This window comes from Novosphingobium mathurense, from assembly GCF_900168325.1.
GTDB classification, from domain to species: Bacteria; Pseudomonadota; Alphaproteobacteria; order Sphingomonadales; family Sphingomonadaceae; genus Novosphingobium; species Novosphingobium mathurense.
In genome coordinates this window covers 177,612-200,652 of the sequence record NZ_FVZE01000001.1, presented here as the reverse complement: position 1 = coordinate 200,652, position 23,041 = coordinate 177,612, and the positions used below count along the sequence as shown (strand labels likewise).

Annotated in this window: 24 protein-coding genes; 19 read left to right on the top strand and 5 right to left on the bottom strand. The window is 63.7% G+C overall.

Annotation, left to right across the window (positions count from 1 at the left end; all coding sequences use genetic code 11):
* Window positions 1-107 precede the first annotated feature (107 nt).
* Together B5483_RS01030 and cueR are read left to right on the top strand one after the other, a co-directional pair.
* Complete coding sequence (locus B5483_RS01030) at window positions 108-2,456, top strand: heavy metal translocating P-type ATPase (protein ID WP_079729216.1); 2,349 nt, start codon at window positions 108-110, stop codon at window positions 2,454-2,456.
* Entirely contained in the window at window positions 2,453-2,857 is a 405-nt protein-coding gene (gene cueR / locus B5483_RS01025; RefSeq protein ID WP_054946745.1) for a Cu(I)-responsive transcriptional regulator, read from the top strand. Before B5483_RS01030 ends, cueR begins: the two co-directional genes overlap by 4 nt.
* A gap of 84 nt (window positions 2,858-2,941) precedes the next feature.
* Here cueR and B5483_RS01020 read toward each other — a convergent pair whose 3' ends face one another.
* Window positions 2,942-4,267, bottom strand: a complete 1,326-nt coding sequence (locus B5483_RS01020) for an MFS transporter (protein WP_079729215.1) — start codon at window positions 4,265-4,267, stop codon at window positions 2,942-2,944.
* A 191-nt stretch (window positions 4,268-4,458) separates the two neighbouring features.
* Between B5483_RS01020 and cyoA the strand changes: the two genes are divergently transcribed.
* The 14 genes from cyoA (at window position 4,459) to B5483_RS00950 (ending at window position 16,946) form a co-directional block, all read left to right on the top strand.
* On the top strand, window positions 4,459-5,712 hold the full coding sequence (cyoA, locus tag B5483_RS01015) for a ubiquinol oxidase subunit II (RefSeq protein WP_079729214.1): 1,254 nt from the start codon (window positions 4,459-4,461) through the stop codon (window positions 5,710-5,712).
* A 4-nt stretch (window positions 5,713-5,716) separates the two neighbouring features.
* Window positions 5,717-7,723: a cytochrome o ubiquinol oxidase subunit I gene (cyoB, locus tag B5483_RS01010; RefSeq protein WP_079729213.1), complete on the top strand. Its 2,007-nt coding sequence runs from the start codon at window positions 5,717-5,719 to the stop codon at window positions 7,721-7,723.
* A gap of 3 nt (window positions 7,724-7,726) precedes the next feature.
* Window positions 7,727-8,371, top strand: a complete 645-nt coding sequence (gene cyoC / locus B5483_RS01005; protein WP_054946741.1) for a cytochrome o ubiquinol oxidase subunit III — start codon at window positions 7,727-7,729, stop codon at window positions 8,369-8,371.
* Window positions 8,371-8,763 carry a cytochrome o ubiquinol oxidase subunit IV gene (gene cyoD, locus B5483_RS01000; protein ID WP_054946740.1) on the top strand — a complete coding sequence of 131 codons (393 nt, stop codon included), beginning with the start codon at window positions 8,371-8,373 and terminating at the stop codon, window positions 8,761-8,763. Before cyoC ends, cyoD begins: the two co-directional genes overlap by 1 nt.
* Before the next feature lie 71 nt (window positions 8,764-8,834).
* Entirely contained in the window at window positions 8,835-9,524 is a 690-nt protein-coding gene (locus B5483_RS00995; protein ID WP_079729212.1) for an SURF1 family protein, read from the top strand.
* Window positions 9,518-10,813, top strand: coding sequence for an ATP-binding protein (locus B5483_RS00990; RefSeq protein ID WP_079729211.1), 1,296 nt, complete (start codon window positions 9,518-9,520; stop codon window positions 10,811-10,813). Before B5483_RS00995 ends, B5483_RS00990 begins: the two co-directional genes overlap by 7 nt.
* The gene (locus B5483_RS00985) at window positions 10,810-11,358 is read left to right on the top strand and encodes a response regulator transcription factor (RefSeq protein ID WP_054946737.1); all 549 of its coding nucleotides are present in this window, start codon (window positions 10,810-10,812) and stop codon (window positions 11,356-11,358) included. Before B5483_RS00990 ends, B5483_RS00985 begins: the two co-directional genes overlap by 4 nt.
* A 15-nt stretch (window positions 11,359-11,373) precedes the next feature.
* On the top strand, window positions 11,374-11,754 hold the full coding sequence (locus B5483_RS00980) for a winged helix-turn-helix domain-containing protein (protein ID WP_054946736.1): 381 nt from the start codon (window positions 11,374-11,376) through the stop codon (window positions 11,752-11,754).
* Between the two features lie 147 nt (window positions 11,755-11,901).
* Window positions 11,902-12,771 carry a cytochrome c oxidase subunit II gene (locus B5483_RS00975; protein WP_079729210.1) on the top strand — a complete coding sequence of 290 codons (870 nt, stop codon included), beginning with the start codon at window positions 11,902-11,904 and terminating at the stop codon, window positions 12,769-12,771.
* Window positions 12,771-14,519 carry a cytochrome c oxidase subunit I gene (locus B5483_RS00970; RefSeq protein WP_079729209.1) on the top strand — a complete coding sequence of 583 codons (1,749 nt, stop codon included), beginning with the start codon at window positions 12,771-12,773 and terminating at the stop codon, window positions 14,517-14,519. The genes B5483_RS00975 and B5483_RS00970 overlap by 1 nt, the downstream gene beginning before the upstream one ends.
* Complete coding sequence (locus B5483_RS00965; RefSeq protein ID WP_079729208.1) at window positions 14,516-15,154, top strand: cytochrome c oxidase subunit 3; 639 nt, start codon at window positions 14,516-14,518, stop codon at window positions 15,152-15,154. Before B5483_RS00970 ends, B5483_RS00965 begins: the two co-directional genes overlap by 4 nt.
* 22 nt (window positions 15,155-15,176) lie before the next feature.
* Entirely contained in the window at window positions 15,177-15,872 is a 696-nt protein-coding gene (locus tag B5483_RS00960) for a heme-copper oxidase subunit III family protein (protein WP_054946732.1), read from the top strand.
* An 18-nt stretch (window positions 15,873-15,890) separates the two neighbouring features.
* Window positions 15,891-16,256 carry a cytochrome C oxidase subunit IV family protein gene (locus B5483_RS00955; protein WP_054946731.1) on the top strand — a complete coding sequence of 122 codons (366 nt, stop codon included), beginning with the start codon at window positions 15,891-15,893 and terminating at the stop codon, window positions 16,254-16,256.
* 3 nt (window positions 16,257-16,259) lie between these two features.
* The gene (locus B5483_RS00950; protein WP_079729207.1) at window positions 16,260-16,946 is read left to right on the top strand and encodes a c-type cytochrome; all 687 of its coding nucleotides are present in this window, start codon (window positions 16,260-16,262) and stop codon (window positions 16,944-16,946) included.
* Between the two features lie 6 nt (window positions 16,947-16,952).
* Here B5483_RS00950 and B5483_RS00945 read toward each other — a convergent pair whose 3' ends face one another.
* Entirely contained in the window at window positions 16,953-17,753 is an 801-nt protein-coding gene (locus B5483_RS00945; protein WP_054946803.1) for a DUF2189 domain-containing protein, read from the bottom strand.
* Between the two features lie 406 nt (window positions 17,754-18,159).
* Between B5483_RS00945 and B5483_RS00940 the strand changes: the two genes are divergently transcribed.
* Both B5483_RS00940 and B5483_RS00935 read left to right on the top strand, forming a co-directional pair.
* The gene (locus tag B5483_RS00940; protein ID WP_245828772.1) at window positions 18,160-19,992 is read left to right on the top strand and encodes a glycosyltransferase; all 1,833 of its coding nucleotides are present in this window, start codon (window positions 18,160-18,162) and stop codon (window positions 19,990-19,992) included.
* Entirely contained in the window at window positions 19,989-20,177 is a 189-nt protein-coding gene (locus tag B5483_RS00935; RefSeq protein ID WP_079729205.1) for a hypothetical protein, read from the top strand. The genes B5483_RS00940 and B5483_RS00935 overlap by 4 nt, the downstream gene beginning before the upstream one ends.
* On the opposite strand, the gene B5483_RS00930 is transcribed toward B5483_RS00935, so the two are convergent.
* From B5483_RS00930 to B5483_RS00920, 3 genes are read right to left on the bottom strand one after another with little or no spacing between them, the layout of a single operon-like run.
* Entirely contained in the window at window positions 20,168-20,590 is a 423-nt protein-coding gene (locus B5483_RS00930; RefSeq protein ID WP_079729204.1) for an ATP-binding protein, read from the bottom strand. The genes B5483_RS00935 and B5483_RS00930 overlap by 10 nt on opposite strands.
* Complete coding sequence (locus tag B5483_RS00925) at window positions 20,574-20,897, bottom strand: STAS domain-containing protein (RefSeq protein ID WP_079729203.1); 324 nt, start codon at window positions 20,895-20,897, stop codon at window positions 20,574-20,576. Before B5483_RS00925 ends, B5483_RS00930 begins: the two co-directional genes overlap by 17 nt.
* Entirely contained in the window at window positions 20,894-22,114 is a 1,221-nt protein-coding gene (locus tag B5483_RS00920) for a PP2C family protein-serine/threonine phosphatase (protein WP_079729202.1), read from the bottom strand. The genes B5483_RS00925 and B5483_RS00920 overlap by 4 nt, the downstream gene beginning before the upstream one ends.
* A gap of 138 nt (window positions 22,115-22,252) precedes the next feature.
* Here B5483_RS00920 and bcsS point away from each other — a divergent pair, with 138 nt between their 5' ends.
* Window positions 22,253-22,957 (top strand): cellulose biosynthesis protein BcsS, encoded by a 705-nt coding sequence (bcsS, locus tag B5483_RS00915; protein ID WP_079729201.1) that lies wholly within the window; start codon window positions 22,253-22,255, stop codon window positions 22,955-22,957.
* The last annotated feature ends 84 nt before the right edge of the window (window positions 22,958-23,041 follow it).

Below are 23,041 nucleotides of genomic sequence, written 5' to 3'. Positions count from 1 at the left end.
TTCCTTCGCGCGAGATCGGGCGGCGGAGCAACGACCGAGTTCACTGCACTTGACTCTGACATCGTGTCAGGGTCCATTCCATGCTGCGTCACTTCTGGAGACGAACAATGACGCAGCATGGGCAGTGCCACCATCACCATCACGACGCCGCGGCGCACGACGACGCAGCGGTGCGCGATCCGGTATGCGGCATGACCGTCGATCCCGCTACGGCAAAGCACCGCAGCGAGCATGACGGGCGCGATCATTACTTTTGCAGCGCGCGGTGCCGGGAGAAGTTCGAGGCCGATCCCGAGCGCTACCTGAACCCATCAGACGCGCCGCCCGAGGACGTGCCCGAAGGCGCCGTGTGGACGTGCCCGATGCATCCGGAAATCCGGCAGGACCATCCCGGCTCATGCCCGATCTGCGGCATGGCACTGGAGCCCGAGACGATTTCACTCGACAGCGGTCCGAACCACGAACTGATCGACATGACGCGGCGGTTCTGGATCGGCCTCACCCTCGCCCTGCCGGTCTTCGTACTGGAGATGGGCGGACACCTGTTTCCGGCGATCCACCACCTCGTGCCGATGCGCACCTCGATCTGGATCCAGCTGGTGCTGGCGACGCCAGTCGTCGTCTGGGCCGGTGCGCCCTTCTTCGAGCGGGGTTGGGCCTCGGTGAAATCAAGCAACCTCAACATGTTCACGCTGATCGCGATGGGTACCGGCGTGGCGTGGATCTACAGCATGGTCGCAGCGCTCGCCCCTTCCGCATTCCCGCCATCGTTCCGCAACGCCGACGGCACCGTCCCGGTCTATTTCGAGGCTGCGGCGGTCATCACCGTCCTCGTCCTGCTGGGACAGGTCCTCGAACTGCGCGCACGTGAGCGCACATCCGGCGCGATCAAGGCACTGCTCGAATTGGCGCCGCGGACCGCGCGCCGGATTGCGGACGATGGCAGCGAGGCGGAAGTCGCGATCGAGGACATCGCCACGGGCGACAGGCTGCGCGTGCGTCCGGGCGAGAAGGTTCCGGTCGACGCCCTGGTCGAGGACGGCCGTTCGGCGCTCGACGAAGCAATGATCACCGGGGAATCCATGCCGGTCACGAAGACCGTTGGCGATACCGTCATCGGCGGCACCATCAACCAGAGCGGTGCGTTGATCGTGCGTGCTGAAAAAGTCGGGCGAGACACGATGCTGGCGCGCATCGTCCAGATGGTCGCCGAAGCGCAGCGTTCGCGCGCGCCGATTCAGGGGCTGGCAGACCGGGTCGCCGGCCTCTTCGTGCCCACCGTTCTCGCCGTCGCCGTGGCCGCCTTTGCGATCTGGGCGATCTGGGGCCCGGAACCGCGCTTTTCCCATGCTCTGATCGCCGCCGTGTCGGTGCTGATCATCGCTTGCCCGTGCGCACTGGGTCTGGCAACGCCGATGTCGATCATGGTCGGCGTGGGGCGCGGCGCCGGGATGGGTGTGCTGATCCGCAATGCCGAAGCTCTCGAACAGTTCGAGAAGGTCGATACGCTTGTCGTCGACAAGACCGGCACGCTTACAGAAGGCAAGCCCTCGGTCGTGAAGGTCGTCACCGCCGAGGGCGGCAGCGAGAACGAACTGCTGCGTCTCTCCGCCGCGGTCGAGCGCGCTTCGGAACACCCCCTGGCCGCGGCGATCGTCCGCGCCGCGGAGGAACGGTCGATCACCCTTCCTGACGTTAGCGAGTTCGATTCGCCTACCGGCAAGGGAGCGCTCGGCACCGTGGAAGGCCGCAAGGTCGTGCTTGGAAACGCCCGATTCATGGAAGAACACGGAATTGCCACCGGGCCGATGCAGGTCGAGGCCGATGACCTGCGCCGCGATGGTGCGACGGCGATTTTCGTCGGCATCGACGGCAAGGCCGCCGGAATCGTCGCGATTGCCGATGCGGTGAAGGCCACCACGCCCGAGGCGCTCAAGTCGCTGCGTGCGGACGGCATCCGTGTCGTCATGCTCACCGGCGACAATCGCACGACGGCGCAGGCCGTCGCGCACAAACTCGGGATCGAGGATGTGGAGGCGGAAGTCCTGCCCGACCAGAAGAGCGCGGTCGTCGCGAAGCTGAAGGCCGAAGGGCGGATCGTTGCGATGGCGGGCGACGGGGTGAACGATGCCCCTGCCCTCGCTGCGGCAGACGTAGGGATCGCGATGGGATCGGGCACCGATGTTGCCATCGAGAGCGCCGGGGTTACGCTCCTGCGGGGAGACCTGAAAGGCATCGTCCATGCCCGGCACCTGAGCCGCGCGACGATGGCGAACATTCGCCAGAACCTGTTCTTCGCCTTCTTCTACAATGCCGCCGGTGTACCGATTGCCGCGGGGCTGCTCTATCCCTTCTTCGGCATCCTGCTCTCTCCGATCATCGCCGCCGCGGCGATGTCGCTCTCCTCGGTGAGCGTCATCAGCAATGCCCTGCGCCTCAATCGGGTCTCGCTGTGAACATCGGCGAGGCATCGCGCAGGAGCGGCGTGTCACAGCGCATGATCCGCCATTACGAAAAGATCGGCCTTGTCCCGCCGCCCTTGCGGCGCGACAGCGGCTATCGCGACTACGACGCGCAGGACGTCCACCGCCTGCATTTCATCGCCAATGCGCGCGACCTCGGCTTCTCGCTCAGCGAAATCGAGGCCCTGCTGGACCTGTGGGACAACCGTGAGCGGGCCAGCAGCGAAGTCAAGGAAATGGCCCTGCGCCACATCGATGAACTGGGCGAGAAGATCGCGGCCCTCGAAGCCATGCGCGCAACCCTGCGTGACCTGTCGGAGCAGTGCCACGGCGACGAGCGGCCCGACTGCCCGATCCTGCGCGGCCTTGCCGGAGACGCCGGAAACCGGGATTGAACCCCTACTCTCTAGAAGATGGAAAAAGGCCGGGACGCGCAATGCACATCCCGGCCTTCTCAAGACATCCGTCTCGCAGGTGCCTCAATTGCGGCTTGCGAGCTCCGAGTTGAACCAGAGCGCCAGCAGCGTGCCGAGCGCGCCCGAAAGCAGGTAGCCGCCCGAGGCTATCAGGCCGAAGTTGACCGACAGCAGCAGCGCGGCCAGCGGCGCGAAGCCTGCACCGAACAGCCAGGAAAGGTCGCTGGTCAGCGCCGAACCGGTATAGCGGTGCTCGGTTGCGAAGCCCGAGGCGACGACGCCTGAGGACTGCCCGAAGGCAAGGCCCAGCAAGATAAAGCCGATCACCATGAACACGATTTCACCGGCCGTGCCTGCATCGAGCAACTGCGGCGCAAAACCGGAGAACACAGCGATGCCCACGGCGCAGGCGCCCAGAAGGCGGCGGCGACCGAACCTGTCGGCCAGACGGCCCGAAGCGATGACCGCGACGACACCGAAGGCTGCCGCCATCGCCTCGATGAGCAGGAAGCTCGTCGGCGCTTCGCGGGTAAAGAGGAACACCCAGGACAGCGGGAACACCGAGACCATGTGGAACAGCGCGAAGCTGGCGAGCGGTGCGAAGGCGCCGATCACGATGGTACGCCATTCGCTGCGGATCGTGCCGAGCACGCTGACCGGCTGCAGGTCGCGGCTGTTGAACAGGTGTTCGAACTCGGCGGTCACCACGATGCGCAGACGCGCGAAGAGCGCGACGACGTTGATGGCGAAAGCCACGAAGAACGGATAACGCCAGCCCCAGTCGAGGAAGTCGGCGGCAGGCAAAGAGGCAATCATGTAGGCAAACAGCGTGCTCGCCACGATCAGGCCGAACGGCGCCCCCAGCTGCGGGATCATCGCGTACCAGCCGCGGCGGTTCTCCGGCGCATTGAGCGCGAGCAGCGAAGCGAGGCCGTCCCACGTGCCGCCCAGCGCGAAGCCCTGCCCCAGGCGCAGCAGCGCCAGCAGCCAGATCGAGGTGGTGCCGGCATCGGCATAGGAAGGCAGGAAGGCGATGGCCGCCGTCGATCCGCCGAGCATGAACAGCGCGATCGTCAGCTTGGTGCCGCGGCCATAGGCTCGGTCGATGGCCATGAAGACGAGCGAACCGACCGGGCGCGCGATAAAGGCCAGTGCGAAGATTGCGAAGGAATAGAGCGTACCGGTCAGCGGATCGACGAAGGGGAAGAACAGCTGCGGAAACACCAGCACCGAGGCGATGGCGTACACAAAGAAGTCGAAGAATTCCGAGGTGCGGCCAATGATTACGCCGATTGCGATTTCGCCCGGCGAGGGCTTGTGATGTTCCTTGAAGATAGGCAGGCCCAGGGCTTCGCGGACTCCTTCGCCGGTCTGGGGGGTGCTGGTCATCTGGATCTCGCGGCCTTTGTTTCTGGTCCATGCCCGGCGCCGCGTTCCAGCGCCTTTCACGGACGAATCACTTGCGGGACGCACGCAGCGCCCGACGTCACATTTGCGCCCTATCGTCATTGATCGCCATCAAGGGGATTGGACAAAATGTCCTATGTTCGCATTCGCAGCATCGGCCTAGGCGCTGCGCCATGCGCTCTCCCGAGTCTCCCCCATCGCCGCGCCTTCTGTCCGCGCTGGCCCGAGTCCCCGTCGCCCGCACCGCCGCCGCACTGGCGCTGACGGGCGCCCTTTCAGCCTGCAATTCGGTCGTGCTCGACCCGGCCGGCGATGTCGCGCAACAGCAAGGTGACCTCGTCGTCATCTCGACCGTGCTGATGCTGCTGATCATCGTTCCGGTCATGGCGCTCACGATCTTCTTCGCGTGGCGGTACCGCGCGTCGAACAAGGAAGCGACCTACGAGCCGGACTGGGATCACTCTACCCAGCTCGAGCTGGTGATCTGGGCAGCGCCGCTGCTCATCATCATCTGCCTTGGCGCGCTGACCTGGGTGGCCACCCACCTGCTCGACCCCTATCGCACGATCGGCCGCATCGACGCGCAGACAGCTGTTGCGCACGATGCCGAGCCGCTCGAAGTCGAAGTCGTCGCGCTCGACTGGAAATGGCTGTTCATCTACCCCCAGCAGGGCATCGCAACCGTCAACGAACTGGTCCTGCCGACCAACCGCCCGCTACAGTTCAAGATCACCTCGTCGAGCGTGATGAACTCGTTCTACGTTCCGGCCATGGCCGGCCAGATCTACGCGATGCCGGGTATGGAAACGCGCCTGCACGCGGTGATGAACGAGACTGGCGACTTCGTCGGCCTCTCGGCCAACTACTCGGGCGCGGGCTTTTCGAACATGCGCTTCGCCACGCACTCGGTTACCGGCGCGGACTTCACCAGGTGGGCCGACGGCGTCAAGGCCGGGGGCAAGGACAGTGCCGGCACACTCGACCGCGCGACTTACCTCCAGCTCGAAAAGCCGAGCGAGAAGAACCCGGTCGCCCGCTATGCCTCGGTCGATGCAGACCTCTATGGCGCCATCCTCGACATGTGCGTGGAGCCGGGCAAGATGTGCATGAGCGAGATGATGGCGATTGACGCGCGCGGCGGCCTTGGCAAAGCCGGCATCCGCAATGTCGAGATGCTCGCCTACGACAAGTACGGTCGCCGTGCCTCCGCAGAAGCGAACGCCAATCCCGACGCCGCCGCCAGGCGCGAACTGGCCTGGGTCCGCGCCCTGTGCAAGCAGGAGCCCGGCAAGGCCCCTGAGAATACCGTGAAGGCCCCCGCCAGCTTGCGTTCGCTGACCGGCGCCGGCCTTTCCGCCCCGCAGTCCGTCGCTTTCGACCAGAACGACGACGCGCCGGCGCGCCCCCTCCTGATTTCCCGGAACTGACGACATGGAAGCCGTAGATCATTCGCACTGGAGCCTGTTGCTGGGCCGCCTGTGGTGGGATGCCATTCCCACCGAACCGATCGTCCTGGCGACTTTCGTCGTCGTCGCCCTGGGCGGCGCGGCGCTGCTCGCCGGGCTGACCTATTTCAAGCTCTGGGGCTATCTCTGGAAGGAGTGGTTCACCAGCGTGGACCACAAGAAGATCGGCATCATGTACATGGTGCTGGGACTCGTCATGTTCCTGCGCGGCTTTGCCGACGCGGTCATGATGCGCATTCAGCAGTCGATCGCCTTCAACGGCAACGAGGGCTACCTCAACGCCCATCACTACGACCAGATCTTTACCGCCCACGGCGTGATCATGATCTTCTTCGTGGCGATGCCCTTCGTCACCGGCCTGATGAACTACATCGTGCCGCTGCAGATCGGCGCGCGTGACGTCTCGTTCCCGTTCCTCAACAACTTCAGCTTCTGGATGACGACGGCCGGCGCGGTTCTCGTCATGATGAGCCTGTTCGTGGGCGAGTTCGCGCAGACCGGATGGCTGGCCTATCCGCCGCTGTCCAACTTCGCCTACAGCCCGTGGGTCGGCGTCGACTACTACATCTGGGCCCTGCAGATAGCCGGTGTCGGCACGCTGTTATCAGGCGTCAACCTGATCGCGACCATCGTCAAGATGCGCGCGCCGGGCATGACCATGATGCGCATGCCGATCTTCACCTGGACTTCGCTGTGCACCAACGTCCTGATCGTTGCCGCCTTCCCGGTGCTGACGGCTGTGATGACGATGCTGACGGTCGACCGCTATCTCGGCTTCAACTTCTTCACCAACGACTTCGGCGGCTCGCCGATGATGTACGTGAACCTGATCTGGATCTGGGGCCACCCCGAGGTCTACATCCTGATCCTGCCGCTCTTCGGCGTCTTCTCTGAAGTCACCTCGACCTTCTGCGGCAAGCGCCTGTTCGGCTACTCGTCAATGGTCTACGCGACGCTGGTCATTACCATCCTCTCGTACCTCGTGTGGCTCCACCACTTCTTCACGATGGGTTCGGGCGCGAGCGTCAACTCGTTCTTCGGGATTACCACGATGGTCATCTCGATCCCGACCGGCGCAAAGCTCTTCAACTGGCTGTTCACGATGTACCGCGGCCGCATCCGCTATGAGTTGCCGATGATGTGGACGGTCGCCTTCATGCTGACCTTCGTGGTCGGCGGCATGACCGGCGTGCTGCTCGCAGTGCCGCCTGCCGACTTCGTGCTGCACAACTCGCTGTTCCTGATCGCCCACTTCCACAATGTGATCATCGGCGGCGTGCTGTTCGGCATCTTCGCGGCGATCAACTACTGGTGGCCCAAGGCCTTCGGCTTCAAGCTGAACGAATTCTGGGGCAAGGTCAGCTTCTGGCTGTGGATCCCCGGCTTCTGGTTCGCCTTCATGCCGCTCTACATCCTGGGCCTGATGGGCGTTACCCGCCGCATGCGCGTGTTCGACGATCCTTCGCTCCAGCCCTTCTTCATCGTTGCGGCCTTCGGCGCGTTCCTGGTCGCTCTCGGCATTGCCGCGATGCTGGTGCAGTTCGCCGTCTCGATCTGGAAGCGCGAGGAACTGAAGGACGAGACCGGCGATCCCTGGGATGGCCGCACGCTCGAGTGGTCGACCAGTTCGCCGCCGCCGGAGTACAACTTCGCCTTCACGCCGATCGTCCACGACATCGACGCCTGGGACGACATGAAGCGGTGCGGCGTGCAGCGTCCGACCAGCGGCTTCCGGCCGATCCATATGCCCAAGGGTACGGGCGCAGGCGCGATCCTGGCCGGTCTCTCGCTGGTCCTCGGCTTCGCGATGATCTGGTACATCTGGTGGCTGGCAGCCCTCTCGTTCGCCGGGGTCATCGGCTACGCCATCGCCCATACCTTCAACTACAAGCGCGACTATCACATCCCGGTCGAAACGGTCATCGAGACCGAGGCGGCGCGCGATCGCCAGCTTGCGGCGGCGGGAGCCTGAGACATGAACGCCACCACCATGCAATCATCGCCCGAGGCGAGCGCGGTCGAGATTACTGCCGCGTTCTACGACCTGAACGAGCACGATCATCCCGAAGGCGGCAGCACCATGCTCGGCTTCTGGATCTACCTGATGAGCGACTGCCTCATCTTCGCGATGCTGTTCGCGGCCTACGGTGTCCTGGGCGGCAGCTTCGCAGCGGGGCCCGGGCCCAAGGACCTGTTCGAGCTGCCGCTCGTCGCGCTCAACACCGCGATGCTGCTTTTCTCCTCGATCACGTATGGCTTTGCCATGCTGGCGATGGAAAAGGACCGCGTCGGCCAGACCCAGATCTGGTTGCTCGTCACCGCTGTGTTCGGCGCCGCGTTCCTCGCGATCGAGCTCTACGAGTTCGCGCACCTCATCCACGAAGGTGCAACGCCGATGCGTTCGGGCTTCCTCACCGCGTTCTTCTCGCTGGTGGGCACTCACGGCCTGCACGTCACCTTCGGTCTCGTCTGGCTGTTCACGCTGGTAGCCCAGATCGCAAAGAAGGGCCTCATCCCGGCCAACAAGCGCCGCCTGATGTGCCTCTCGCTGTTCTGGCACTTCCTCGACGTCATCTGGATCGGCGTCTTCACCTTCGTCTATCTCATGGGAATGCTGTGATGAGCGCTGCAGACCACCACGTCCACCCGCACCCGCACGCCGACGATCACCACGATGATCACGGCAGCCACGGCTCCATGCGCGACTACCTGATCGGGTTCTTCCTCTCGGTCATCCTGACCGCGATCCCGTTCTGGCTGGTGATGACCGGGGCCATCGCCGACAAGCAGGCGACGGCCCTTGTCATCATGGCTTTCGCCATCGTGCAGATCGTGGTCCACATGATCTACTTCCTGCACATGAACACGAAGGCCGAGAATGGCTGGACGGTCATGGCGCTGATCTTCACGATCATCATAGTCGTGATCGCGCTTTCCGGTTCGCTTTGGGTCATGTACCACCTCAATCACAACATGATGCCGATGAGCCACGATATGGGGCAGTTGCCCTGACCGGGCCCCGCTCAGCAGGGCCGGACATCAAGCAAGCGCGGCGGCCCTGGGGGTTCGCCGCGCTTCTGCTTTTGCTGACGGTCGGCTTTGCCGCGCTTGGCGTGTGGCAAATCCAGCGCATGCACTGGAAGCACGCGCTGATCGCCCGCGTCGACGCGCGCGTCCATGCCGCGCCCGCCGCCCTGCCCGACACTGCTGACCTGATCGCGAAAGGCAGCGACAGCGCCGAATATCTTCGCGTAAACGCACGCGGCACCTATATCGGCCGGGCCTCCGCACTGGTGCGGGCGGCCACCGAACTGGGAACCGGGTACTGGACGATGACGCCGATGCGCCTCGACGACGGCAGGCTGGTCTGGATTAACCGCGGCTTCGTTCCCGAAGGGAGCAAGCTGGCGCAAGTCCGCAAGGGCGTGCCGCAAGGCCGCGTCTCGGTCATCGGGCTGGTGCGTGAGGATGAGCCGGGCGGGAGCCTGCTGCAATCGAACCGGCCCGGCAACGATCGCTGGTATTCGCGCGACATCGCGGCCCTTTCCCGGTCGCGCCATCTTGGACCGGCAGCCCCGGTCTTCATCGACGCCCAGAGCGAGAACGCAGCCGGCAAGGCCCCCGGCGGGCTCACTCCGAAGCCGGGCCTTACCGTGATCCACTTCCCCGACAATCACTTCGGCTATGCCCTGACCTGGTTCGCCATGGCGATCATGTCGATTGCCGCGATGATTTTCGTCTGGACGCGCAAAGGCAACAGGCAGGCGTGTTGAGGCTCGCCGCCTTTCCGACTTCCGGGAGCGAGACCTGGCGCAGCATCGTCCTTCTGATGCAACTGCGCTGGATCGCGGTGATCGGCCAGCTCATCACCATAGTCTCGGTCAAGCAGTTCCTGCACGTCCACCTGCCCTTGGCCGCGCTGCTGATCGCTCCGCTGGTGCTGATCCTTGTGAACCTCGGCTCGGCCAGCGTGATCCGTCGCCGCCGGTCGTTTTCGCAGGCCGAGCTGTTCGTGGCGTTGATGATCGACGTCGTCGCGCTGTGCTGGCAACTCTACCACAGCGGCGGCGCAACCAACCCCTTCACCTTCCTGTTCCTGCTGCAGATCGTGATCGGCGCCGTCATCCTCGAACCCCGCTGGAGCTGGCTGGTCGCGCTTAACACCTGCCTGTGCATGGTGCTGCTCACCTTCCAGTACGTGCCGCTCGAACTGCCCGCGCCGCATTCCGACAACCCGTTCCGGCTCTACATCTTCGGCAGCCTGTTCTGCTTCCTGCTCGCCGCGGTGCTGCTCGTCTTCTTCGTGGTGCGGCTCGACCGCAACCGGCGCGAGAGCGACAAGGCGCTGGCGGCACTGCGCCAGCAGGCCGCGGAGGAAGACCACATCATCCGCATGGGCCTGCTCGCCTCGGGCGCGGCGCACGAACTGGGCACCCCCCTCTCCTCCATGTCGGTGATCCTTGGCGACTGGGCCCACCTGCCCGAGATCAAGGCCAATGGCGAACTCGGCGAGGACCTTGCCGACATGCGAGTCGAGCTGGAACGTTGCAAGACCATTGTCAGCGGTATCCTCATGTCGGCCGGCGAAATGCGGGGTGAGAATCCCAGCGTCTCGACGGTCCATGCGCTGTTCGGAGAGATCGTCGAGGAATGGCAGAGCCGGATGGACGGCGAGCTGCGCTTCGTGAACCGCTTCGGAGAGGATGAGACGATCGTCGCCGACCCCGGCCTGCGACAGGTCATCGGCAACGTCATCGATAACGCGCAGGAAGTCTCGCCGGACCTTGTCATCTTCGAGATCGCGCGCGAAAACGGCGACATCGTCATCGCGGTCAGCGATATCGGGCCGGGTTTCCCGAAAGAGATGCTCCGGCGCGTCGGCCAGCCCTATTCCTCGACCAAGGGACGCGACGGCGGCGGCCTCGGCCTGTTTCTCGTCGTCAACGTCGTGCGCAAGCTGGGCGGCCGGGTCATCGTCGAGAACCGCGAAGCGGGCGGCGCGACCGTGCGGCTGATCCTGCCGCTTGAATCGCTGGCCTATGGCAAGGACAATCAGGCATGAGCACGAGCGAGCCGCGCGAAGACAAGCCAACCCTGCTGATCGTCGAGGACGATCCGGCCTTCGGGCGCACCTTGCGCCGCTCGTTCGAGCGACGCGGCTATGTCGTCGCCTCCGCCACATCGGCTGCCGAGGCAGATGAACTCGCCCGCGCCGGGGACTTCGACTATGCCGTGGTCGACCTCAAGCTGGGCAACGATTCCGGCCTAGCGGTCGTCCAGTCGCTGCACGCCCTGCGGCCCGATACGCATATCGTCGTTCTCACCGGCTATGCCAGCATCGCAACGGCGGTCGAGGCGATCAAGCTGGGCGCGGCACACTATCTTGCCAAGCCTTCGAATACCGACGACATCGAAGCCGCTTTCTCCAGCGCACAGGGCGATCCCAATGTCCCGGTCGACGGACGCAAGAGCTCGATCAAGACGCTGGAGTGGGAGTATATCCACCAGACCCTTGTCGAGTGCGACTTCAACATCTCCGAAGCCGCACGCCGTCTGGGGCTGCATCGTCGCACTTTGGCACGCAAGCTGGAAAAGCGCCGGATTTGAGGCCATTATTGCGGCATGCCCGAAACGCCCCGCCTCAAGCTGCACGCGCGCCTCTATTGTGGAGACGAAATCGCCATGGGTCCGGGCAAGGCCGACCTGCTCGAAGCGATCGGGCGCGAAGGCTCCATTTCGGCCGCGGCACGCGCGATGGGCATGAGCTATCGCCGGGCATGGCTGCTGGTCGACGCGATGAACCGTTGCTGGGCCGAACCGCTGGTGGAAACGGTGGCCGGCGGCAGCCATGAACGCGGGGCCCGGCTTTCCGCACTGGGCGAACAGGCCCTCCTGCGATATCGCGCCCTGCAGGACCTTCTTGCCAAGGCCGAGGCATCCGAGGAATACGCGTTTCTCAAGGATGGGCTGCGTCGTGAGCCTCTGCCCAGCCAAAGCGAGTAACGCCGGACAACAGGGCCGAATCGCGCCAAGCTTCCTTATCTGTGCGTTTTTCTCTATAGTTCTACGCGTCGGTTAATTCCGACCCGGCGAGTCGAAACTTGCCACTGAAAACGGCAAAGGCTCGCCCGGTAATAGGGGGAGATGCCTATGCGCGTTGCGATCGCCATAGTGGCGCTCGTGCTCGGCTCGATCGTGTTCCACCTGCTCAGTCCGTGGTGGCAGACGCCGCTTGCGTCGAACTGGGACTCGATCGATTCCGCCTTGCACATCACCCTGGTGATCTGCGCGATTGCCTTCATCTCGCTCAACCTGTTCCTCGCGCTTGCGATTGTCCGATTCCGCCACCGGCCCGGTAACCGCGCTCACTATGCGCCCGAGAACCCCCGCCTTGAAAGGACGCTGACCTTCTGGACCGGTCTCGGGATCGTCGGAATGCTCGCGCCCGGCCTCGTCGCCTGGGGCAAGTACGTGGACGTGCCCAAGGACGCCGCCGTCGTCGAAGCAATCGGGCAGCAGTGGCAATGGACCTTCCGCTACCCCGGACCTGACGGCGTGCTGGGCACCGCTGGCGTCCAGTACATGACCCCGGACAACCCCTTCGGCGTCAATCCGCTCGATCCGTTCGGCCGCGACGACATTCTCGTGCAGGGCAACGAACTGCATCTGCCCAAGGGCAAGTCGGTCAAGCTGGTGCTGCGCTCCAAGGACGTGCTTCACGACTTCTACGTGCCTGAATTCCGGGCCAAGATGGATCTCGTGCCCGGCCTCGTCACCTATTTCTGGATGACGCCGACGACCAACGGAACTTTCGACATCCTGTGCGCGGAACTGTGCGGAGTGGGTCATCACGAGATGCGCGGCACCGTTGTGGTCGAACCGCGCGAGAGCTTCGAGGCATGGCTGGGCCAGCAGGAGAGCTTCAACCAGCTCCTGGCGATGTCCAGCCCCGATGCGGTTACGGAAATGTTCCGCAAAGCCAATTCCTGTTCGACGCCAGCAACCTGGGGGGTGCGCTGATGGCTACGACGATTGCCGACGACCTGAGGCCGATGCATCATCCCAAGACCTGGGTCGGTAAATACGTCTGGAGCCAGGACCACAAGGTCATCGCCATCCAGTACGGCGTGACGGCCATCGCCATCGGCCTCGTCGCGCTGGTGCTGTCGGTGCTGATGCGCCTGCAGCTCGGTTTCCCAGGCTTGTTCCCGTGGATCCAGCCTGAAAACTACCTGCAATACGTGTCCATGCACGGCATGATCATGGTGGTCTACCTGCTGACCGCGCTGTTGCTGGGCGGTTTCGGCAACTACATGATCCCGCTGATGATCGGCGCGCGGGACATGGTGTTCCCCTTCGTCAACATGCTCAGCTACTGGATCTACCTGCTCTCCGTACTGGTGCTCGTTTCCGGCTTCTTCGTGCCCGGCGGCCCGACCGGCGCGGGCTGGACGCTCTATCCCCCGCAGGCGATCAGCGAAGGCACGCCCGGCAACCAGTGGGGCATCGTAACCATGCTGGGCAGCCTTGCGATCTTCATCATCGCCTTCACCATGGGCGGCCTCAACTATGTGACCACCGTCCTGCAGGCGCGCACCCGCGGCATGACGCTGATGCGCATGCCGCTGACCGTGTGGGGCATCTTCATCGCCTCGATCATGGGCCTGCTCGCCTTTCCCGCGCTGTTCGTGGCGGCCATCATGATGCTGCTCGACCATCTGCTGGGGAGCAGCTTCTTCATGCCGGCAATGATGACGATGGGGCAGGAAAGCAACACGCAGGGCGGCAGTCCGCTTCTGTTCCAGCACCTGTTCTGGTTCTTCGGCCACCCGGAAGTCTACATCGTCGCCCTGCCCGCCTTCGGGATCGTATCCGACCTCATCAGCGTCCACGCCCGCAAGAACATCTTCGGCTACCGCATGATGGTCTGGGCGATCGTGATCATCGGCGGGCTGAGCTTCCTGGTCTGGGCGCACCACATGTACGTCTCGGGCATGAACCCGTATTTCGGGTTCTTCTTCGCAACCTCGACGCTGATCATTGCGATTCCGACCGCGATCAAGGTCTACAACTGGCTGCTGACCCTGTGGCGCGGCGACATCCACCTGCGTGTGCCGATGCTTTTCGCCATCGCCTTCCTGTTCACATTCATCCACGGCGGATTGACCGGCCTGTTCCTTGGCAATGTCAGCGTCGACGTGCCCTTGAGCGACACGTTCTTCGTCGTCGGCCATTTCCACATGGTCATGGGAGTTTCGCCGATCCTGGTGATCTTCGGGGCGATCTACCACTGGTATCCCAAGATCACCGGCAGGATGTGGAACGAGACGCTGGGCCAGGTCCATTTCTGGGTCACGTTCCTGGGCGTCTATGCGGTGTACCTGCCGATGCATTACCTCGGCATCCTGGGTGTTCCGCGCCGCTATTACGCACTGGGCGAGACGAGCTTCATTCCCGAATCCGCGCACCTGGCCAACGAGGCAATCTCGGTGGCCGCGATCATCGTCTTCGCCGCGCAGTTCCTGTTCTTCTACAACATGATCTGGAACCTGCTCCGCGGCCCCAAGGCAGATCCCAACCCCTGGGGGGCGGCAAGCCTTGAATGGCAGACGCCGCAGACACCGCCGGGCCATGGCAACTGGGGGCCGCACCTGCCCACCGTCTACCGCTGGGCCTACGACTACAGCGTGCCCCATGCGTCGCGCGACTTCATCCCGCAGAATGAGCCACCATCTGCCGAAGCGCCTTCCGAGGAAGCGGCGTTATGAGCCTTATCTCGCGCCTTGCCGAAAAGAGCTGGGAGAACCCCGGCATTGCCGAATATCGCGAGCCCGACAGTTATCGCCCGGCAGCGGCAACGGTCGGCGTCTACGTCTATTTCGGCGTCGCCACCGTCATCTTTACCCTGATCGCGGCGGCCTATCTGGTGCGCATGGGCATACCCAGCGCAGTCGATCACGGGACGGGCGAGGACTGGAGCCCGATGCCCGAGCCGCCCCTGCTGTGGATCAACACCGGAATTCTGGTACTCAGCAGCCTCGCCTGGGAAGCGGCGACCCGCGCCTCGCGCAGGGACGACGTAACCCGGATGCGTTCGATGGTGATGGCCGGCAATGCGCTGGGAGTCCTGTTCCTCGTCGGGCAGGTCCTGCTGTGGTGGCACTATCAGACCGCGGGCTATTACCTCTCAGCCAATCCCGCCAATGCCTTCTTTTACCTGCTGACCGCGATCCATGGCCTCCACCTGGCGGGCGGGATTTTCGCAGGCGGTCGCACGCTGGGCCAGATGGCGATGCGCGCCGACGGGCAGCGGATCTGCCGCAATGTCAGGCTCTGCACCATCTACTGGCACTACCTGCTCGCGGTGTGGCTGCTGCTCGCTGCACTGCTGGTAGTGACTTGAGAAGAGGCGGGACGATGGGATCATGGACCACGTAACCACAAGCCAGTTGGAACCGCGCGACGCCGCGCAGGGCATCCAGTCGATTGCCGCGGACTGGTCTGCGGATCAGGAGGTCTTTCGCCATACCCATTGGGGCAAGGCGATGATGTGGATCTTCCTGCTCAGCGATACCTTCATCTTCTCCTGCTTCCTTACCGCCTACATGACGATGCGCGCATCGGCGAGCCTGCCCTGGCCCAATACGGCGGAAGTCTTCGCGCTATCCATCGGCGGACAACCGATCCCGCTGATCCTGATCGCGATCATGACATTCGTGCTGATCAGTTCCAGCGGCACGATGGCGCTGGCGGTGAACTACGGATACCGCGGCGACCGCCGCAAGACCGCCGCACTGATGTTCGCCACCGCCCTGTTCGGCGCGACCTTCGTGGGCATGCAGGCGTTCGAATGGACCAAGCTGATCGTCGAGGAAGGCGTGCGCCCATGGGCGAACCCGATGGGTGCGCCGCAGTTCGGTGCCAGCTTTTTCATGATCACCGGCTTCCACGGCCTCCACGTGACTTGCGGGGTCATCATGCTGCTGATCGTCGCGACGCTGGTCCTGCGCGGGCACTACGACCGCACGGGCGATTACTCGGCCGTCGAGATCGCCGGTCTCTACTGGCACTTCGTCGACCTCGTGTGGGTCTTCATCTTCGCCTTCTTCTACCTGTGGTGACGCGAAAGGACGCAAGGCATGGACCATGACACCGCGACCGGCCAAGAGGCCCAGACCGCTCCGGCCCATGCCGAGGGGCAACAACACCCGCTGGGCCTCTACCTCAAGGTCTGGGGCTACCTCTTCGTACTCTCCACGCTGTCTTACCTCGTGGACTACTTCCACGTTCAGGGGATCGTGCGCTGGACGCTGATCATCGTGTTCATGCTGCTCAAGGCCGGGCTGATCGTGTCGATCTTCATGCACATGGCCTGGGAACGACTGTCGCTGATCTACGCGATCCTGGTCCCACCGCTGGTCCTGCTGGTGCTGGTGCGGATCATGCTGTTCGAGTCCGACTACACGTTCTGGACCCGGGCGATCTTCTTCGGCGGAGGAGGCTGAACCATGATCCGGTCGAGATGGACGGCAGCGGGAATGTGCATCGCGGCGGCGGTCGGCGTTGCCTGGGGACTGGATTTCTTCTTCGATCACCTCATGAGCAAGCCTCCGACCAGCGAGCTCGGCTACGATCCGATGGGCGACAATGCGGCACCGATGGACATGGGCGCGGTGCAACGGGGCTGGCCCAACGCCATGCATGACCCAAGCGAGCGGGCGCGCATGATGGCCTTCATGCACGGCATGGGCAGCCGCGAGCCGATGCCGATTGCCGCTCCCACTACGCAGCCGCAGGCCGCACCCGTCGACCTGGGCACACTGCTCGCCGATGCCGATCCGCAAGTCGGTCAGGCCAAGGCCCAGGTCTGCGCCAGCTGCCATGATTTCACCCAAGGCGGTCCGAACAGGATCGGGCCGAACCTGTGGGGCGTTGTCGGCCGCGATATCGGCTCTCACGCCGGTTTCGCCTATTCCGATGCCATGAAGTCGGAACCCGGCAACTGGTCCTACGCCGAGCTGTTCGACTATCTCGCCTCACCCGCGCGGGACATTCCGGGAAACAAGATGGGCTTTGCCGGTCTGCGCAAGCCCGAGGACCGTGCCGCGGTCATTCGTTATCTCGCCACGCTCGGCGGCAGTGCGCCGCCGCTTCCACAACCCAAACAGCCGATCGGGGAAACGGCGGCACAGTAGCGGCGCTCAGCGCACCACTGCCCGGGTATAGAGGTGCCAGGTCGCGTAGCCGAGCACTGGCAGCACCACCGCCAGCCCGATCAGCGCGGGAAGCGCTCCCAGCACCAGCATTGCGACCACCATGACACCCCAGATCGCCGTCGTGCCGGGGCTCTTCATCGCTACGCGAACCGACGTGCGCATTGCGGTACCCCAGTCGACGCGGTCGTCGACCATCATCGGGAAGGAAATGAAGCTCATCGCCAGAACGACGACGGCAAAGCCGAAACCAACGAGGTTACCGATGACGATCATCCGCCAGCCTTCCGAAGTCGAAAGCACGGTCTCAAAGAAGGTCCCCACGTTGCGGGCCGCATCCGGATGGGCTGCGCCGAAGGTCGTGGCATAGATATACCAGGCCGCGATCAGCCAGACCACGAAGAGCATCGCGACCACTGCGGCAAGGCTGATGACCGAAAGGGCCGCAGGGCCATGGAAGACATCGAGGAAGTGCCGCCAGCGGGCATCGAGACCCAGTTCCCGGCGCCGGGCCAGTTCATAGAATCCGCTCGCCACGGCAGGTCCAAGCAGGACTGCACCGGCCACGATCGGAAAAACAAGGGGCAGCACCGATTCCTGGTAGGCATAGATGCCCGCAAGCATCACCGCCGCAGGATAGATCAGCCCGACGAAAACAAGATCTCCCCGTTTGTCGAGGAAATCGTCCCATCCCTGGGCAAGGGCCGTCATCAGGTCATGCAGGCCGATCTTGCGGATGTGGATCTCATCGCCGGCATGAAGTGAGCCGGCTGGACGCGCTATTGCCATGGACATCTCTCCCACGCTCTCAGCCGAGGGGAAATGTTCTGCCTGCAACTCCCAGCCGGGATCATGGCCAAGGGCGTCAATCGGATACCGCATTGCCGGTAAGCGAAAGCGCGGTCAGTCAAAATCTCAGCTCGGGGTTGCCCCCAAGGCTTCGATTGATGCCCGACAATACGCCTTCGCATCGCGCAATGGCAAGCACTCCGGACACTTTCGCACAGTTATATAACTGATAACTGCAAGTGACTACATCGCAGTTAACTTCAACGAACCGTTCCAATAGCGCAATCGGTTCGTCGATAAGCGAGTCTGCCGGGCCTCCAAACTCGTGGACATTACAAGCCCTTGCCCTAGATATTTACGCCCGTTCCGGAGCATGGTCCGGGCGATCAAGGCAAACGGGGCAAACGTGAGCGCAGACTTCTACTTTACGAAGTTCGAGAACCGGCGTCCGCCCGCGCCCCTGCCACAATCTCGCAGCGTCGAACTGATATGGCAGTTCCTGGCGATCTGTTCCCTGGTCGCCGGTGCAGTCTACATCTGGTGGCGCTGGACCAGTTCGCTCAACATGGACGCACTGTGGTTCGCGATCCCGATGGTCGTGGCCGAGACCTGCGCCTACTTCGGCCTGTTCCTCTTCACGGCCAACCTGTGGAAGACGCGCGACTATCCGCGCCGGGAACCGCCTGCTTCCATCACCGAATGCGTGCGCGAAGGCGAAGCCGTCGATCGTCCCGTTTCCGTCGACCTGTTCATCGCCACTTATAACGAGGACGTGGAACTCGCCCGCCTCTCGATCCGCGATGCGAGGCAGGTCGCCTACCCCCACTCCATAGACTTTCGCATCCATGTCCTCGACGACGGCCGGCGCGCGGACATGCAACGGGTCTGCGAAGAGGAAGGCGTCGGCTACATCACCCGCGACAACAATGCAGGATTCAAGGCGGGCAACCTGCGCAATGCAATGGAGCGCACGAGCGGCGACTTCATCGTCATCTGCGATGCCGACACCCGACCCTTCCCGACGATGCTCGAGCATACGCTGGGCTACTTTCGCGATCCCGACGTCGCCATCGTCCAGACTCCGCAATGGTTCTACGACATCCCCGAAGGCGAGCGGCTGCAAGACGTCTGGGGCCGCCACGCCGGATCGCCGGGACGACTGCTCGGCAAGGCGATCGAGACAGTCTTCGGCGAAATCCGGGTCGGAGAGGATCCCTTCGCCAACGATCCGGCGATGTTCTACGATATCATCCAGCGCCGCCGTAATCCCTGGAACGCGGCGTTCTGCTGCGGGGCCGGGTCGATCCACCGGCGCGAGGCGGTCATGTTCGTCGCGCTGCGCGCCTACGCCGATGCGATCGCCCATGACCCCGCCAATGCGCGCTCGCGCATTGCGCGCCTGCTGCGCCCCCGCAATGCAGACGAAGACGCGCTCGCCCGCTGGCAGGCCGCGCAGGAACAGGAACTGACGCCCTACAAGTTCCACGTTTCGGAAGACATTTATTCGACCATCGTCCTTCACCAGGACAAGGAGCGCACCTGGAAGACAGTGCTGCATCCGCAAGTGGAATCGAAGATGCTCTCGCCGCAGGACCTGCTCGCCTGGACGGTCCAGCGCTTCAAGTATGCAGGCGGCAGCCTCGACATCTTCTTTCACGACAACCCGGTAACGCGCCCGGGCATGTCGATGGCGCAGCGGGTCATGTATCTCACGACTTTCTGGTCGTACCTCGGTGCGCTGTGGAATCTCGTCTTCCTGCTGGCGCCGATCATCTACATGACCACCGCCATCCCGCCGGTCAGTGCCTATACCGGCGACTTCTTCATGCGCGCGATGCCGTTTCTCGTCCTCAACGAGCTGGCGTTCCTGATGGGCACCTGGGGTCTCTCCGGGTTCCAGGGCAAGGTCTCCTATCTCGCCAGCTTCCCGATATCGCTGCGCGCCTTGTGGGCAGTCGTGCGGCGCAGGAAGATCTCCTTCCCGGTCACGCCCAAGCAGCGGCAGGAAGGCAATCACCTGCGCCTTGTCTGGCCCCAGATTGCGATCATGGCGGCAACACTGTTCAGCTTCGCCTGGTGCGCCCTCCGGCTTTTCACTGTCGGCGGCGGCTACAGCCTTGGCGGGCTGATCGCCAACGGTCTGTGGGGCCTCAACAATATCCTTGCCATGTCGATCATGGTGCGCGCAGCCTTCTGGAAGCCGGAGGACGAAACATCAAAGCTGGAGAGCGTGGCATGAGCATTCGCGAGAACCTGCGCCGCGGCCGCAGCCACATCATCACCGCCGTGGTACTGATCGTCGCCGGAGCTCTCGTCGTGCAGATCGAGGATCGCAACCTCCAGCGCGAAGCCGGCAAGCCGGCGCCCGATCACGCCGCCCCGATCAAGGATGCGGCGACGGCACTCGACAAGATTCAGGACTGAAGTCGTTTTACCAGCGTGAGGCGGTTGAAGCCCCCCGCACTGACATAGTCTATCTCATCGACGCAGGCCTGAATGATGTTGCAACCGCGCCCATGGGTGGCGTCGAGATCGACCACCCGGCACTGGCTGAAGTACCCTTCCGGAACCGGCGAGCCACCGTCAGTCAGAACCAGGCGCAATTCGTCGCCTGCAAGGCTGACCTCCAGCGTCATCTCGCCCTGCCCGGTATTCGTGTAGCCGTGTTCGACGACGTTGTTCGCGGCCTCGACCAGCGCCAGTTCGAGATCGAGAGAAGCGGCTTCAACCACTCCCGCACGGACGCAAAATTCCTTGAGAAAAGCGGCAAGTCGGCGGACCTCTGCGAGGTTCGCCGCAATGGCGATGACGCCGGGCCGGTCAGCCGAGAGTGGCATCTGCCTGTTCTTCGGTATCGCAGATCACGAACAGCGTATCGAGCCGCGTGATCTGGAACAGGCGACGCACCGCCGCATTGGCGCCGACCACGGCGATCCTGCCGCCCGGTCCCATCTGCTTCATCAGCGAGACGAGCACGCCAAGGCCGGTGCTGTCGATGAATTCGACCTGTCCAAGGTCGAGCAGCACGCGCTCGGGACGGTTTGCGAAAGTCCCCGCCATTTCGTCGCGAAAGGCCGGCGCTGCCGCGGCATCGAGCCTGGGATGCTGGATCAGGATCCTCAGGATCTGCGTGTTGCCCGTCATGCCGATTGTATCTCCGGAATCTTGTTCTCAATCACGAGGAGCGAGATGTCGTCTTCGAAGCCGGCGCTCGAGCGCCTTGCGAGCAGGCCCAGTTCCAAGGCGCCCACGAAATCGCGTATCCGCTTTCCGGCATTGCTCGCCAGTGTCCGTACCAGCCTGTCCACGCCGAACTCCTGCCCCGCACTGTTGCTGCATTCGGTGACGCCGTCCGAATATAGCACCAGTCGCGCACCGGGAGGGAAGTCAAAGCGTGTCGGCTTCCACGATGCCGTGTCGAACCAGCCGACCGGCATTCCGTAATCGACTTCGGGGATCAGGACCTTGTCGTCTATCGCGATCAGGGGGCGCGGGTGGCCGGCGCAGACCATCCAGCACTCCTCGCGCTCGGGTCGGGCGAGGCCGCAGGCTATCGTCGCATAGCTCTCGTCACCGCGGTCGAGGATCTCGCGGTTGATCGCTTCGAGCGACTGGGCGAGATCGCGCGGCGACGTCGGGCGAAGCTGCTTGATGCGGTGGTGCAGATGGAAGGAATCGAGCGCTGCGGGCACGCCATGGCCGCGCACGTCGATCAGGAAGAACAGCGCTCCGCCCTCTCGCAAGGGCGATACGCCGATGGAATCGCCGCCGAGCATGGCCGCAGGGCGGTAGAGGTGGCGGAAATTGAGCGCCCCTACGAGTCCTTCCGTGGGCAGGAGGCGCTCATGCAGCGCCGTCGCCGCGTCAAGGTCGGCCCGAACCCGCTCAAGGGCCTCCTGGGTGCGGCGATGGGCTACTTCGAGAAGGCTGTTGCGGCGCTGCAGGCGGCGATGAAGCAAGCGATTGCGCTGGGCGCTCTGTACTGCGAGTTCAAGCTGGACCTGCTCAAAGGGCTTGAAGAAGAAATCGTCGACGCCCGCTTCCATCGCCCTGCGGATAACCACTTCGTCGTTGCGTGCGGTCATCATCACGACATGCAGGTAACTGTCCTCGCTGCGCCCGGCGCGAACCTGCCGCACGAGTTCGAGGCCGTCCATCCCCGGCATCTGCCAGTCGGTGACGAGCAGGTCGACGGGCTTGCCTGCCAGCAGTACCAGCGCTTCTTCGCCACTGGCCGCCGAAGCGACCTTGCAGCCGAGCGCTTCGAGATGTGCCGCCAGAACGTCGCTCATCAGGTCGTCGTCATCGACGACAAGCACTTCGAGATGATAGCGCACGGGGCTGGCTGGGAAGTTCTGCATCGGATCCGGAAACTGCGAAAGCGTCCGGAAATTATCTTCGGAAATGGTTACCTTTTGGCAAACAACTCTCGGTAGGTTCCGCAATGAGCCAGTGTTTTCCGAATGCCGGGGGCACGGCCGACCAGGATCGAATGCCGAATGAACATCACTAACAAATTCCTGACTGCAGGGCTCGTTACGGCCGGCACTTTCGCATTTTCCGTCCCTGCTCTCGCGCAGGATTCGGGCGTTGCCTATGCCGGAGGATCGGTGGGCGATGGCGCGAACGGCTATGCCGGCGCGGTCGTGGCCCTGCCCGGCGCGCGCCTTGGCGAAGGACTTGCCCTGCGCGCGGGTGGCGGCGGCGGAAAATACCGCTACGAAGCGAATGGCCAGCGCATCGACGCCACATATGTGAATGCCGAAGTCGCGCTGGTCTACCAGACCTCGGGCGACTGGGGCTGGGCCAATTTCTCGGCCGGCCCGCGCCTCACCGACACCAGCCTCAAGCCCGACGATCCGGGCAACCGCATGCGCGGCACGAGGATCGATGCAGCAGTTCAGACCGACGGTGCGCTCGGCAATGCCTGGCGTCTTACCTGGTTCGGCTCGCTGGGCATCAACGACCGCGCCTACATCACGCAGGCCCGCTTCGGCCCGCTGGTCGACGGCGGCAGCGACACGCGCATCGGCGTCGAAGGGGGCATACAGGGCGATCGCAGCTATACCCGCAGGAGCGTTGGCGGCTTCGTCTCGACCCGCATTACCGGCCAATGGCAGGGCCTCGTCTCGGGCGGTATTACCGACCAGGCGGGCCGCAACGTCAAACCTTACGTGGCTCTCGGTGTCAGCCGCGTATTCTAGCCCACCCGCCGCGCCAGTGCCGCGGCCTGTTCCGGCACTCATGGCATTCGGGAGCTTCTACGATTTCCAGAGGAGCGCCGCCAA

Coding starts and splice junctions, on each gene's coding strand:
- B5483_RS01030 (WP_079729216.1), top strand. CDS start 108: ATGACGCAGCATGGGCAGTGCCACCATCACCATCACGACGCCGCGGCG.
- B5483_RS01020 (WP_079729215.1), bottom strand. CDS start 4,267: ATGACCAGCACCCCCCAGACCGGCGAAGGAGTCCGCGAAGCCCTGGGC.
- cyoA (WP_079729214.1), top strand. CDS start 4,459: ATGCGCTCTCCCGAGTCTCCCCCATCGCCGCGCCTTCTGTCCGCGCTG.
- cyoB (WP_079729213.1), top strand. CDS start 5,717: ATGGAAGCCGTAGATCATTCGCACTGGAGCCTGTTGCTGGGCCGCCTG.
- cyoC (WP_054946741.1), top strand. CDS start 7,727: ATGAACGCCACCACCATGCAATCATCGCCCGAGGCGAGCGCGGTCGAG.
- cyoD (WP_054946740.1), top strand. CDS start 8,371: ATGAGCGCTGCAGACCACCACGTCCACCCGCACCCGCACGCCGACGAT.
- B5483_RS00985 (WP_054946737.1), top strand. CDS start 10,810: ATGAGCACGAGCGAGCCGCGCGAAGACAAGCCAACCCTGCTGATCGTC.
- B5483_RS00980 (WP_054946736.1), top strand. CDS start 11,374: ATGCCCGAAACGCCCCGCCTCAAGCTGCACGCGCGCCTCTATTGTGGA.
- B5483_RS00975 (WP_079729210.1), top strand. CDS start 11,902: ATGCGCGTTGCGATCGCCATAGTGGCGCTCGTGCTCGGCTCGATCGTG.
- B5483_RS00970 (WP_079729209.1), top strand. CDS start 12,771: ATGGCTACGACGATTGCCGACGACCTGAGGCCGATGCATCATCCCAAG.
- B5483_RS00965 (WP_079729208.1), top strand. CDS start 14,516: ATGAGCCTTATCTCGCGCCTTGCCGAAAAGAGCTGGGAGAACCCCGGC.
- B5483_RS00960 (WP_054946732.1), top strand. CDS start 15,177: ATGGACCACGTAACCACAAGCCAGTTGGAACCGCGCGACGCCGCGCAG.
- B5483_RS00955 (WP_054946731.1), top strand. CDS start 15,891: ATGGACCATGACACCGCGACCGGCCAAGAGGCCCAGACCGCTCCGGCC.
- B5483_RS00950 (WP_079729207.1), top strand. CDS start 16,260: ATGATCCGGTCGAGATGGACGGCAGCGGGAATGTGCATCGCGGCGGCG.
- B5483_RS00945 (WP_054946803.1), bottom strand. CDS start 17,753: ATGGCAATAGCGCGTCCAGCCGGCTCACTTCATGCCGGCGATGAGATC.
- B5483_RS00935 (WP_079729205.1), top strand. CDS start 19,989: ATGAGCATTCGCGAGAACCTGCGCCGCGGCCGCAGCCACATCATCACC.
- B5483_RS00930 (WP_079729204.1), bottom strand. CDS start 20,590: ATGCCACTCTCGGCTGACCGGCCCGGCGTCATCGCCATTGCGGCGAAC.
- B5483_RS00925 (WP_079729203.1), bottom strand. CDS start 20,897: ATGACGGGCAACACGCAGATCCTGAGGATCCTGATCCAGCATCCCAGG.
- B5483_RS00920 (WP_079729202.1), bottom strand. CDS start 22,114: ATGCAGAACTTCCCAGCCAGCCCCGTGCGCTATCATCTCGAAGTGCTT.
- bcsS (WP_079729201.1), top strand. CDS start 22,253: ATGAACATCACTAACAAATTCCTGACTGCAGGGCTCGTTACGGCCGGC.